Raw genomic sequence first — 13,203 nt, 5'->3', positions numbered from 1 at the left:
TTCGGTTATTTTTAACGCGATTTAGGATATAACAATGGAAAAGTCAGCTTTAGCGATGGCCGTCGCCATATCGCTATCTTCTTACACCTCATTTTCTTACGCCCAGACATCCACTGATAATGATACCGATACTGTGGTTGTGACGGCGAATCGGTTTCAGCAGAAAGCAACATCGGTACTAGCTGCAACAACAACCATTACTAAACAGGATATTGAAGCTCTACCTGCGGATAACGTTTTGGACATTTTAAAAGCGCTTGTCGGTGTGGAAGTCGTCTCATCCGGTGGAAAAGCGCAAGCAACTTCTATCTTTTTAAGAGGGACGAGTTCTAAACACTCACTTGTTCTTTTGGATGGTGTTCGTATTAATTCTCTTACTAGCGGTGGCTCGTCTATTGGCCTCATCCCTGCTTTTGCAATTGAACAGATTGAGGTTATAAGAGGACCTAGAGCTGCTGCGTATGGTTCTGATGCTATAGGTGGTGTGATTAGTATTACGACCAGTGCAGAATTTAAATCTGAGCACAAAGCAAAATTGGGTTATGGTTCACATGATCATAGTTTTGTTGGTATTAAGAGTGTTGGAAAAATTAGCGATTCTGCGAAAGGTGAAATCATTGCCTCTCAAGAAAGAAGTAAGGGTTACAACGTCTATAGTCTGTCTTCAGATCACCATGGGTATGAGGCTCAAACTTTAGTCGGTCACTTACGTAATCAGTTTAATGATAAGTGGTTAGGTCAGTTTTCCGGTTATATGAAAAATTCATATAATGAGAGTTCTAGTATCTCATCTCCATATTCTAAATATCGTGATGATATAGATTTTAAGCTTCTTACAGGTTTACTCAGATATACACAGAACAATTTATCGTCAGAATTTCAAGTCTCAACTAAATATAATAAAGATGGTTATGGACTTGCGGATGACTCTGATGCCAAGCAAATTCTCAGGACTCGAAAGAACTCACTGAGCTGGTTGAATACCTTCTCAGTAAAAGATATCACTCATCTACAACTCGGGTTTGAATATTCTCAGGATAAAGCAGATCGGCTTGGCGGTTATACCACTAACTATGGCGGAACCGAAAAGCACATACAGTCTGCGTATGTTACGTCTTCAACAGAATACAATGATTTCACGTACGAGCTTAGTGCTCGGTATGATGATTCGAGTGCATTTGGTCATCATTCCACCTGGAATACCGGGTTAGGATATTGGTTTACAGATGAACTGCAACTATTTACAAGTTATGGCACTGGGTATAAAGAACCAACGTTCAATGACTTGTATTGGCCAGCTTCGACTTTTACTGCAGGTAATCCCGATCTACAGCCAGAAAGTTCTACTTCTCGGGAATTTGGTGTCCGAGGCTATCACAGCTTCTTGTCTTGGCAAATGTCAGTCTACCGGAATGACATTAAGAATATGATTGACTGGAAAGTTGGAAGTGATAGTGTTTGGCGGCCTTCAAATGTAGAGAATGCCGTAATTACGGGTATAGAACTCAGTGCTAGTTTTGATACGTGGGATATTAATCATAAGTTGACGGCCGATTGGAAAGATCCAGAGGACGCATCAGATGGTGCACAATTGGATAAAAGAGCACGGCATACTTATAGTTGGACTATGCTCTATAACTTAGATAAATGGTCTGGTTCAATAGTCACAAACTATGTAGGTCAAAGAGTCAGTAGTAGTGAGTGGCTAGATTCCTATATAACCCTAGATTCAGCTCTAAAATACCAAGTTAACGATCACTTTTCTGCTGGATTGAAAGCAAATAATCTTTTTGATAAAGGCTATCAGACAGGGTATGGCAGCGGTGGTTATTACCGAGGAGAAGGTAGAACGGTTTTTGTGGAGCTGACTTATCAGTTCTAGGAGAATTTGGCCGTAGGAAGGCGGCCAAATTATCTAAAGTGAATGGGTTTGTTTGACTCAGTGTCGTTGTGGAGTATTATTTCCACCTTTCTGTTTGATAGTTGTAACCTTGTGTTCGTTAACTCAACTGTAAATATATTGCTATTCGACTCCGGCGTCGGAGGTCTTTCCGTTTTTCAAAAGGTAAAACAGAAGCTACCAGAGTGTAACTATACTTATCTCTATGATAACGAAGGCTATCCTTATGGTGAACTTCCAGAGTCGGTTCTTATCGACCGGGTTGTAAATCTGGTCTCCCGGGTTGTAGCGCAGGAAGCGATTGACCTTGTTGTTATTGCATGTAATACAGCCAGTACCATAGCGTTACCGGACTTGCGTCGGACGCTGACAATTCCGGTTGTTGGTGTCGTCCCTGCCATTAAACCCGCTTGTCTGGCGGCTGAAAAAGCCGTTGGATTAATTGCTACCCCGGCAACAGTAAAGAGAGATTACATCAATATACTTATTAATGAGTTCTCAAATAATATACCGGTTCATATGTTGGGAAGTACTGCACTGGTGAATATGGCTGAGAATAAGTTACAGGGAAAAGCCGTTAATCTTGATTCGCTGACGGTTGAGTTGTACGGGCTAAAGGATAAAATCGATGTCGCGGTACTAGGGTGTACGCATTTCCCACTAATTAGAGAAGAAATTAAGACAGTTCTTGGTCCCGCTGTTAAATTGATTGATTCAGGGGAAGCCATAGCAAGGAGAGTGGTTGATTTGTTAGGACAGTCTCAAGCGCTGCGGGTGCGGAGAGTAAACAAGGCATTCTCCACGCAAATCGATGACAAAAGTATCGCGTTAGAAGAATGCCTTAATTGGTTTGGATTCAACGTTACAGATTGTTTTCCTTATCAGTAGATTTTGGATCGTTGGCAATTCTTACTTTGAGCGTGCGATCCATATAATTATATTCGTTTAAAGCATCGATGGTCTTCGGTGCATCTAATTCAGACATGACAACGAACCCAAAGCCACGACGCTTACCGGTTTTCTTATCCTTCATAAGACGAACGGCAAAAACTTCACCATACTCAGAAAAAAGCGTTTTTACATGAGATTCATTCGCTTTATAAGGTAGGTTACCGACGTATAAAGTGGTTGTACCCAGTTGAGAAGATGATGATTGATCACCTGATGACTTGCCAAAAAGACTGAAGATAATAAATGTAGCGACGACTCCTATAACGAAAGTAAGAACAGGAGATAAGTGATCGACATATGAAAGAATGACCACCCCTAAGATAGTTACCAGAGCAACGATTAATAATGTTTTGTTTGAATACATAGTTAACATTCTAATTTTGTTAATAGAAAGATAGAGTAAATGAATCTTTTTTAGAGAACAGATAATTTAATCTTACGTGTAACTTCACGGTTTTGCCAACGAATTGCTGTGATTGATTTCAAAGCTTGAATTTAATATTGATAGTATTTGCCTTCTTTTTGACCGTTTAAACCCAAATGATACAAAAAAGCTTGTCATGTGTCGAAAGCTCTCTATAATGCCGCTCCACCAAAGGGATGTGAGATAACTCACAAACCCAAGGTAAAAGAGAAAAAGAAGTTAATGTAAATTAAACCTTGACTCTGAATTTTAAAAGCGTATTATACGCTCCCCTGGCCGAGAGTGGTAAGCATGAAGGCTAGAGCTCTTTAACAATATAAACCTATCAATCTGTGTGGGCACTCGTCGGATAAACATCCAAAAGATTTTATCAATGATACGAGTGACCAAAACGAACAGGATTTCTTTTTAGAATGAATGTTTGGCACAGTCAATTCAACATAACATTACTTTTGATAAAGTAGTGCATGTTATCAGTATTCATTGAGCCGATGCTAAGGCATCAAAAAACTTTAATTGAAGAGTTTGATCATGGCTCAGATTGAACGCTGGCGGCAGGCCTAACACATGCAAGTCGGGCGGTAACAGAAGAAAGCTTGCTTTCTTGCTGACGAGCGGCGGACGGGTGAGTAATGCTTAGGAAGTTGCCCGGTAGAGGGGGATAACCATTGGAAACGATGGCTAATACCGCATAATACCTATGGGTCAAAGCGGGGGCTCTTCGGACCTTGCGCTACCGGATACGCCTAAGTGAGATTAGCTGGTTGGTGAGGTAAGAGCTCACCAAGGCGACGATCTCTAGCTGGTCTGAGAGGATGATCAGCCACACTGGAACTGAGACACGGTCCAGACTCCTACGGGAGGCAGCAGTGGGGAATATTGCACAATGGGGGAAACCCTGATGCAGCCATGCCGCGTGTATGAAGAAGGCCTTCGGGTTGTAAAGTACTTTCAGCAGTGAGGAAGGGTGACAGATTAATACTCTGTTATTTTGACGTTAGCTGCAGAAGAAGCACCGGCTAACTCCGTGCCAGCAGCCGCGGTAATACGGAGGGTGCGAGCGTTAATCGGAATTACTGGGCGTAAAGCGCATGTAGGTGGTTGATTAAGTCAGATGTGAAAGCCCGGGGCTTAACCTCGGAATCGCATTTGAAACTGGTTGGCTAGAGTACTGTAGAGGGGGGTAGAATTTCAGGTGTAGCGGTGAAATGCGTAGAGATCTGAAGGAATACCGGTGGCGAAGGCGGCCCCCTGGACAGATACCTGACACTGAGATGCGAAAGCGTGGGGAGCAAACAGGATTAGATACCCTGGTAGTCCACGCCGTAAACGATGTCTACTTGGAGGTTGCGGCCTTGAGCTGTGGCTTTCGGAGCTAACGCGTTAAGTAGACCGCCTGGGGAGTACGGTCGCAAGATTAAAACTCAAATGAATTGACGGGGGCCCGCACAAGCGGTGGAGCATGTGGTTTAATTCGATGCAACGCGAAGAACCTTACCTACTCTTGACATCCAGAAAATCCTTTAGAGATAGAGGAGTGCCTTCGGGAATTCTGAGACAGGTGCTGCATGGCTGTCGTCAGCTCGTGTTGTGAAATGTTGGGTTAAGTCCCGCAACGAGCGCAACCCTTATCCTTGTTTGCCAGCACTTCGGGTGGGAACTCCAGGGAGACTGCCGGTGATAAACCGGAGGAAGGTGGGGACGACGTCAAGTCATCATGGCCCTTACGAGTAGGGCTACACACGTGCTACAATGGCGTATACAGAGGGCGGCCAACTTGCGAAAGTGAGCGAATCCCAAAAAGTACGTCGTAGTCCGGATTGGAGTCTGCAACTCGACTCCATGAAGTCGGAATCGCTAGTAATCGTGGATCAGGATGCCACGGTGAATACGTTCCCGGGCCTTGTACACACCGCCCGTCACACCATGGGAGTGGGCTGCAAAAGAAGCAGGTAGTTTAACCTTCGGGAGGACGCTTGCCACTTTGTGGTTCATGACTGGGGTGAAGTCGTAACAAGGTAGCGCTAGGGGAACCTGGCGCTGGATCACCTCCTTACACGATGATGATTATTGTCGAGTGTTCACACAGATTGAAGGTTTATGTTATTAAGAGACGATACTGGGTCTGTAGCTCAGGTGGTTAGAGCGTTCGCCTGATAAGCGAGAGGTCGGTGGTTCAAGTCCACTCAGACCCACCAATTCACATTGAATTGAAGCGGTATCGACACCTGATGGGGCTATAGCTCAGCTGGGAGAGCGCCTGCCTTGCACGCAGGAGGTCTGCGGTTCGATCCCGCATAGCTCCACCATCTTTAAGTGTTCTTTTCTTTGTGAATGGGAAGAGAATGGTTAAACATGGTTCTTTATGAATCACGCTCTTTAACAATTTGGAAAGCTGACAAAGCAGTTTTGTTTTTAAACAAAACTGTTTGTAAAAGTTCTCAATACTTTCTTGTATAAGAAAGACCAACACAATCAAGTGTTCTTGGAAATTGAGTCCGGCAATATCATAGTCTGCCGCATGTATAAAAATGGCAGACAAATCTTGGTGACAAGACCACATTCCGAAACTTTTTCGGGTTGTATGGTTAAGTGACTAAGCGTACATGGTGGATGCCTTGGCAGTCAGAGGCGATGAAGGACGTACTAACTTGCGATAAGCTCAGATGAGGCAGTAAGAGCCACCTGAATCTGAGATTTCCGAATGGGGAAACCCACTTACAGCAGTAAGTATCATTAAGTGAATACATAGCTTAATGAGGCGAACCGGGAGAACTGAAACATCTAAGTACCCCGAGGAAAAGAAATCAACCGAGATTCCGAAAGTAGCGGCGAGCGAAATCGGAGTAGCCCTTAAGCTGATACAGTGTCAGGTGAAGTGTCTGGAAAGGCACGCGATACAGGGTGACAGCCCCGTAACTGACGGCATTGTATGAGTGAAATCGAGTAAGGCGGGACACGTGATATCCTGTTTGAAAATGGGGGGACCATCCTCCAAGGCTAAATACTCCTGACTGACCGATAGTGAACCAGTACCGTGAGGGAAAGGCGAAAAGAACCCCTGTGAGGGGAGTGAAACAGAACCTGAAACCGTGTACGTACAAGCAGTAGGAGCCTACTAGTTAGGTGACTGCGTACCTTTTGTATAATGGGTCAGCGACTTATATTCAGTGGCAAGGTTAACCGATTAGGGGAGCCGTAGCGAAAGCGAGTGTTAACTGCGCGTTTAGTCTCTGGATATAGACCCGAAACCGAGTGATCTAGCCATGGGCAGGTTGAAGGTTGAGTAACATCAACTGGAGGACCGAACCGACTAATGTTGAAAAATTAGCGGATGACCTGTGGCTAGGGGTGAAAGGCCAATCAAACTCGGAGATAGCTGGTTCTCCCCGAAAGCTATTTAGGTAGCGCCTCGGACGAATACTACTGGGGGTAGAGCACTGTTAAGGCTAGGGGGTCATCCCGACTTACCAACCCTTTGCAAACTCCGAATACCAGTAAGTACTATCCGGGAGACACACGGCGGGTGCTAACGTCCGTCGTGGAGAGGGAAACAACCCAGACCGCCAGCTAAGGTCCCAAATTACAGCTAAGTGGGAAACGATGTGGGAAGGCTCAGACAGCTAGGATGTTGGCTTAGAAGCAGCCATCATTTAAAGAAAGCGTAATAGCTCACTAGTCGAGTCGGCCTGCGCGGAAGATGTAACGGGGCTAAGTTGTAAACCGAAGCTGCGGCAATGCGATTTATCGTATTGGGTAGGGGAGCGTTCTGTAAGCCGCTGAAGGTGTGTGGTAACGCACGCTGGAGGTATCAGAAGTGCGAATGCTGACATGAGTAACGATAATGGGGGTGAAAAACCTCCACGCCGGAAGACCAAGGGTTCCTGTCCAACGTTAATCGGGGCAGGGTAAGTCGACCCCTAAGGCGAGGCTGAAAAGCGTAGTCGATGGGAAACGGGTTAATATTCCCGTACTTCTTACTGTTGCGATGGGGGGACGGAGAAGGCTAGATGAGCCTGGCGATGGTTGTCCAGGTTCAAGTGCGTAGGCTTAAGAGTCAGGTAAATCCGGCTCTTTTTAAGGCTGAGACACGACGTCGAGCCACTAAGGTGGTGAAGTCATTGATGCCATGCTTCCAGGAAAAGCCTCTAAGCTTCAGACAGTAAGGAATCGTACCCCAAACCGACACAGGTGGTCGGGTAGAGAATACCAAGGCGCTTGAGAGAACTCGGGTGAAGGAACTAGGCAAAATGGTACCGTAACTTCGGGAGAAGGTACGCTCCTGATGGTGAAGTCCCTTGCGGATGGAGCTGACGGGAGTCGCAGATACCAGGTGGCTGCAACTGTTTATTAAAAACACAGCACTGTGCAAAATCGTAAGATGACGTATACGGTGTGACGCCTGCCCGGTGCCGGAAGGTTAATTGATGCTGTTAGACTTTGGTCGAAGCGGTTGATCGAAGCCCCGGTAAACGGCGGCCGTAACTATAACGGTCCTAAGGTAGCGAAATTCCTTGTCGGGTAAGTTCCGACCTGCACGAATGGCGTAATGATGGCCACGCTGTCTCCACCCGAGACTCAGTGAAATTGAAATCGCTGTGAAGATGCAGTGTACCCGCGGCTAGACGGAAAGACCCCGTGAACCTTTACTACAGCTTGGCACTGAACATTGAGCCTACATGTGTAGGATAGGTGGGAGGCTATGAAACACAGTCGCCAGATTGTGTGGAGCCATCCTTGAAATACCACCCTTGTATGTTTGATGTTCTAACTTGGTCCCCTAATCGGGGATGAGGACAGTGCCTGGTGGGTAGTTTGACTGGGGCGGTCTCCTCCCAAAGAGTAACGGAGGAGCACGAAGGTGGGCTAATCACGGTTGGACATCGTGAGGTTAGTGTAATGGCATAAGCCCGCTTGACTGCGAGAGTGACGGCTCGAGCAGGTGCGAAAGCAGGTCATAGTGATCCGGTGGCTCTGAATGGAAGGGCCATCGCTCAACGGATAAAAGGTACTCCGGGGATAACAGGCTGATACCGCCCAAGAGTTCATATCGACGGCGGTGTTTGGCACCTCGATGTCGGCTCATCACATCCTGGGGCTGAAGTCGGTCCCAAGGGTATGGCTGTTCGCCATTTAAAGTGGTACGCGAGCTGGGTTTAGAACGTCGTGAGACAGTTCGGTCCCTATCTGCCGTGGGCGTTGGAAGATTGAAGGGGGCTGCTCCTAGTACGAGAGGACCGGAGTGGACGAACCTCTGGTGTTCGGGTTGTGATGCCAATCGCATTGCCCGGTAGCTAAGTTCGGAATCGATAACCGCTGAAAGCATCTAAGCGGGAAGCGAGCCCTGAGATGAGTCTTCCCTGGCACTTTAAGTGTCCTGAAGGGTTGTTCGAGACCAGAACGTTGATAGGCAGGGTGTGTAAGCGTTGTGAGGCGTTGAGCTAACCTGTACTAATTGCCCGTGAGGCTTAACCATACAACACCGAAAAGGTTTTGGCGGACTCAAGAGAGAATCTTGGTTGTGGGTTGAGAATAAGACAGCTTTCTGAATTAACGAATTTGCCTGGCGGCCATAGCGATTTGGACCCACCTGACTCCATGCCGAACTCAGAAGTGAAACGAATTAGCGCCGATGGTAGTGTGGGGTTTCCCCATGTGAGAGTAGGACATCGCCAGGCTTTTATTTTCTGTTATCAGAGATTCTGATGACACAGATTAGCACTTTAGCTAGCCAATGCGGAGCGGTAGTTCAGTTGGTTAGAATACCGGCCTGTCACGCCGGGGGTCGCGGGTTCGAGTCCCGTCCGCTCCGCCACTTGATTTTAAGCCCTGACCTTCTGGTCGGGGCTTTTTGCATTATGCCTTGTCTAAGTGCATATACAGATTGGTACAAACGGTTCGTTTAACCTGAGGAAAGGAATAGAGAGGGGATGGCCCCCCACTATAGATTTACAATATTTGTTTCAGGATTCGATCTGCTTTAATTCGTAGTATTCGTTTAATTAACTTCTGAACAGCCAGAGGATAGTCATCCAACTTTTCAATTTGTTTGTAACAGCAAATCAGCTGGGTATGTTGGAGTATACAATCAAATTCTCGCTCAAATTTATCTTTGATAAGATAATTTCTATCTTGTATAAACAGACCATTTTCTAAATCAAGTTTCCATGCTCTTGGATTCAGGTTATTCCCTGTAAGCAACATGAATTTCTTATCAACCCAGATACCTTTTAGGTGAAAACTATTGTCATCGTGTTTCCATAGGTGGATTGACAGTTGTCTGCTGGCAATTCGCGCTTCGTTTAACTTAGCGAACCGGCGCAGATTTAGTTCATACAAATAAGGAAGTCCGCCAATTGTCTTGAATGTTTCTGTTGGAGGGATATAAAAGTCATTTGCAGTTTTATCACCCACGATTATATGTACTTTTACTCCTCGTTTGAGCGCTTTTTTTACCTGGGATGACACACTTTTCGGAAAGTTAAAGTAAGGGGTGCAAATAAAGATCTCTTCTTTTGCCTGAGCAATTAAATTGACGATATGACGATTCAGATTGTTACGTCTTTTCCCTAAACCAACCAGAGGCGTTACTGCAACTTCATTTTCTGATATTTGCTGGGAATCAAAGCGATAAGAAGACAGTGCTAGACTGCTTCTATACTGACGAATTGCCGGTTTTAACTCTTTGGTCGTTGGCCGGGACTCATTTGTTAATTCATGGACGGCTGAATGAGTAATAATGGAATCAAGAATGTAAGAAACCATTGCATCTGCCAGTGTTTTGTTTTCAAGAGTATGGTATCTGTCGTAGCGATACCGATCTTTATAGCCTAAATAGACATTATTCAGGCTTGCTCCACTGTATATTACAGTATCATCAATAATGAACCCTTTCAGGTGGAGTACGCCAAAGACTTCCCTGCTTCTTACCGGTATACCATGGACGGGTATTTTGTGATCATAATTGTTGGCAAACTCCTGATACATCTGGGCATTACCCTGAGATTTCACCGCACCGATAAGTCCTCTTTGAGCCCGATGCCAATCGACACAAATCTGTATATCTAAACCTGGGTTTCGTTGCTTCGTCTCGTATAGCTCTGTCAGTATCTCTCGTCCAGCTTCATCGTTTTCCAAATATAAAGCAACAATATAAATTCGGTTACTTGCGTTGCGAATTTTGTTTATAAGATAGGTTCGAAATTGCTCTGCGGAATATAATGCTTCAAAGTTATCTGGGTTGAGCGCAACAGTAGGTAGCTGTTCGAAAAGATTTCTACGAGCGATCATGTTTAGTGTATTACCTTCATTTCTTGCAAAGTTGCGAATGTCTGATACTACCAAATTCAGGTTTATAAAAGCTACACGAGCAGTGTAAATATGATGAATATTCTACAAATATTGCATAGCAACTAATGATTTTCCACTATTTGTGTAGCGATGATACAGAACTTTAATTGATAGTGGCAGTTGGCCCGCTTCCAAAGGAACAAAACCATGTGCTTTATAAAAATCCGTCAGGTGTGAATAGGCAAAACAATAACACTTATTGTCCAAAATATTTTGTTGGCAATATGCTAACAGTGCTTTTCCAATACCTTGCCCTCTTTGTTCGGTTGATACTGCCATCCCGGTAAGAAGTTGATAGTGTGGATCTACCTGTCTGAATCTGACACAAGCAACAATATTCAATGTGTCAGCAGCGCGAACGATAAGGGCTTTCTCATTTCGTTTTGGTTTTGATGTCGGGTAAAATTGCTTATAAAAGCGTTGTATTAATGGAAACTGGATAGGTTCTAGATGATGAAACTGTAATTTTTCCATTTCCAGCACTTTATCTGACTTAACTGTTGTAGAATGACCACAGTGTATTTGAATTGATGAACGATATGCAAATTTACTATAACTCAAGTTTAAAGCCTTTCCATACTTTCTCTATTAATCAGACTGCAGATGTCATTATCGAGGTTTTTAGTGTTGAAGAGGTAAAGGATGTCTTTCGAAACGATAAATGGAGAGGTTTGCCTAAGTTAGTTCTGGGTAAAGGAAGCAATGTGTTGTTTACCGAACATTATCGGGGTGTTGTCATTATTAACAGGATCATGGGCATCAATGTCAGAGAAGACGACTCGTTTTATTATCTGAATGTAGCAGGTGGAGAAGACTGGCCATTACTGGTTGAACACACGGTGAAAAAAGGAATTGCCGGGCTTGAAAATTTGGCAATGATTCCTGGATGTGTGGGGAGTGCTCCTGTCCAGAATATTGGCGCTTATGGCCTTGAGTTCAAAGATATTTGTGAATATGTTGAATACGTTAACACAGAGACACAGGATATGGTTCAGTTGAGTGCTCGCGAATGCCAATTTGGATATAGGGATTCTGTATTTAAGCACAGCCTGAAAACTAAGGCTTTTGTTACTTCTGTTGGTTTGAAAGTATCAAAACGGTATGTCCCTTTACTGGATTACGGGCCATTACGGTCACTTGCTAGTGATAGTTCGTGTCAAAAAATCTTTGATGTTATTTGTAAGGTCAGATCTGAAAAACTGCCTGATCCTATCGTTTCCGGCAATGCCGGAAGTTTTTTTAAAAACCCGGTTGTTACGTCAGATCGGTTCGATTTATTGAGGCAACAGTATCCGGATATTGTTCATTATCATACTTCGAATGGGATGAAATTGGCTGCCGGTTGGCTGATCGAACAGTGTGGTTTGAAAGGTCTTTGTATTGGAGGAGCAAAGGTCCATCCCAAACAGGCCTTGGTTCTGGTTAATGAAAATAACGCAACGTCTGCAGATGTGATTAATCTGGCACTTCATGTTCGTAGCCAGGTTTATGAACGCTATGGTGTGATGTTAGAGCATGAAGTTCGCTTTATGGGAGAAACCGGAGAGGTATTTCTGGATAAATTTATGGATAGTAAAATTGAAAGATCATAGTGTGAAAATAGCTTTATTAAAGACGCTTTCTGATGGTGCCTTTTATTCCGGGGAAGCATTAGGGATATCTCTGGGAATCTCCCGGGCCGCAATCAGTAAACATATTAAAGGGATACAAGAATGGGGTGTTGACATTTTCCGGATTCAGGGGAAAGGTTACCAGTTGGCTAAGCCCATGAATTTATTAAATGAAGTTTATTTGAAGCAGCGCATCCATAATCCTCTTTATCTGTATCCAGTTATAGATTCAACGAACCAATTTTTAATGGATAGAACAGACAGTTTAGAATCTGGAACTGTCTGTCTGGCGGAATATCAGGAAAATGGCAGAGGAAGACGAGGAAGGCAGTGGTATTCTCCTTTTGGTTCCAATTTGTATTTATCCATGTATTGGAATTTAGAAGCAGGTATTGCCGGGGCGATGGGACTAAGTTTGGTTGCTGGAATTGCCGTGATAGATGCTCTTGAATCATTAGGTATATCTGGCGTTAAGTTGAAGTGGCCTAATGATCTTTATTTTAATGATAAAAAATTAGCTGGAATTTTGGTTGAGATGTCTGGACAGGCTGGCGGGTCAGCCAGTTTGATAGTCGGCATGGGGATGAATCTTTCTATGCAGGTTGGAAATTCAGAAATTATTGACCAGCCATGGAGCTGTTTATCTGATGTGCTTGACGGTGAATCAGTTGATCGAAATAAACTGGCCGTGGAGATAATTTCTTGTTGGAACAACGCATTAGAAGAGTATGAATTTAAAGGTATGAGTTCATTTGTTGCCCGGTGGAATCAACTGGATAACTTTATTGACCGTTCAGTGAAGTTACTGATTGGCAAAAGAGAAATTTGCGGTATTGACAAAGGAATTGATTCCCGGGGTGCGATTATTCTTGAAACAGAACAAGGAATCGAATCGTATATCGGTGGGGAAATATCATTAAGAAAAAATGATTTATGACCAGACGGAATAGGGGAATATTGCTTCCCCG

The 13,203-nt window shown here is 44.3% G+C and carries 7 protein-coding genes, 3 tRNA genes and 3 rRNA genes; 10 read left to right on the top strand and 3 right to left on the bottom strand.

The features are described 5' to 3' along the window. The first annotated feature begins 34 nt into the window (after positions 1-34). Together LRQ06_RS06165 and murI are read left to right on the top strand one after the other, a co-directional pair. Complete coding sequence (locus tag LRQ06_RS06165; protein ID WP_232765541.1) at positions 35-1,882, top strand: TonB-dependent receptor domain-containing protein; 1,848 nt, start codon at positions 35-37, stop codon at positions 1,880-1,882. A 111-nt stretch (positions 1,883-1,993) separates the two neighbouring features. Further along, on the top strand, positions 1,994-2,788 hold the full coding sequence (gene murI / locus LRQ06_RS06160) for a glutamate racemase (protein ID WP_308218821.1): 795 nt from the start codon (positions 1,994-1,996) through the stop codon (positions 2,786-2,788). Here murI and LRQ06_RS06155 read toward each other — a convergent pair. Beyond that, positions 2,763-3,215 (bottom strand): RNA recognition motif domain-containing protein, encoded by a 453-nt coding sequence (locus LRQ06_RS06155; RefSeq protein ID WP_232765540.1) that lies wholly within the window; start codon positions 3,213-3,215, stop codon positions 2,763-2,765. The two genes, murI and LRQ06_RS06155, sit on opposite strands and share 26 nt — an antisense overlap. A gap of 573 nt (positions 3,216-3,788) precedes the next feature. Here LRQ06_RS06155 and LRQ06_RS06150 point away from each other — a divergent pair. The 6 genes from LRQ06_RS06150 (at position 3,789) to LRQ06_RS06125 (ending at position 9,090) form a co-directional block, all read left to right on the top strand. Next, positions 3,789-5,331: ribosomal RNA gene (locus LRQ06_RS06150) — 16S ribosomal RNA — on the top strand. A gap of 65 nt (positions 5,332-5,396) precedes the next feature. Beyond that, a tRNA-Ile gene (locus LRQ06_RS06145) sits at positions 5,397-5,473 on the top strand. 35 nt (positions 5,474-5,508) lie between these two features. After that, positions 5,509-5,584: transfer RNA gene (locus tag LRQ06_RS06140), tRNA-Ala, on the top strand. A 277-nt stretch (positions 5,585-5,861) separates the two neighbouring features. After that, positions 5,862-8,751 (top strand): 23S ribosomal RNA (locus LRQ06_RS06135). 86 nt (positions 8,752-8,837) lie between these two features. After that, a 5S ribosomal RNA gene (rrf, locus tag LRQ06_RS06130) occupies positions 8,838-8,953 on the top strand. The 16S, 23S and 5S rRNA genes sit together here with 3 tRNA genes alongside, the layout of an rRNA operon. Positions 8,954-9,013: 60 nt before the next feature. Then, positions 9,014-9,090: transfer RNA gene (locus LRQ06_RS06125), tRNA-Asp, on the top strand. A 134-nt stretch (positions 9,091-9,224) separates the two neighbouring features. Here the strand turns inward: LRQ06_RS06125 and pssA are convergent. Both pssA and LRQ06_RS06115 read right to left on the bottom strand, forming a co-directional pair. Then, positions 9,225-10,565 carry a CDP-diacylglycerol--serine O-phosphatidyltransferase gene (pssA, locus tag LRQ06_RS06120; RefSeq protein WP_232765539.1) on the bottom strand — a complete coding sequence of 447 codons (1,341 nt, stop codon included), beginning with the start codon at positions 10,563-10,565 and terminating at the stop codon, positions 9,225-9,227. Positions 10,566-10,667: 102 nt separating this feature from the next. Beyond that, complete coding sequence (locus LRQ06_RS06115; protein ID WP_232765538.1) at positions 10,668-11,186, bottom strand: GNAT family N-acetyltransferase; 519 nt, start codon at positions 11,184-11,186, stop codon at positions 10,668-10,670. Between LRQ06_RS06115 and murB the strand changes: the two genes are divergently transcribed. Both murB and birA read left to right on the top strand, forming a co-directional pair. Continuing rightward, on the top strand, positions 11,165-12,217 hold the full coding sequence (murB, locus tag LRQ06_RS06110; RefSeq protein WP_232765537.1) for a UDP-N-acetylmuramate dehydrogenase: 1,053 nt from the start codon (positions 11,165-11,167) through the stop codon (positions 12,215-12,217). The genes LRQ06_RS06115 and murB overlap by 22 nt on opposite strands. Further along, entirely contained in the window at positions 12,204-13,172 is a 969-nt protein-coding gene (gene birA / locus LRQ06_RS06105; protein ID WP_232765536.1) for a bifunctional biotin--[acetyl-CoA-carboxylase] ligase/biotin operon repressor BirA, read from the top strand. The genes murB and birA overlap by 14 nt, the downstream gene beginning before the upstream one ends. Positions 13,173-13,203: the final 31 nt, after the last annotated feature.

It is taken from the genome of Vibrio salinus (assembly GCF_021272385.1).
Taxonomy (GTDB): Bacteria; Pseudomonadota; Gammaproteobacteria; order Enterobacterales; family Vibrionaceae; genus Vibrio; species Vibrio salinus.
The sequence above is the reverse complement of the archived record's forward strand: the minus strand, read 5'-3'. Positions and strand labels throughout refer to the sequence as shown.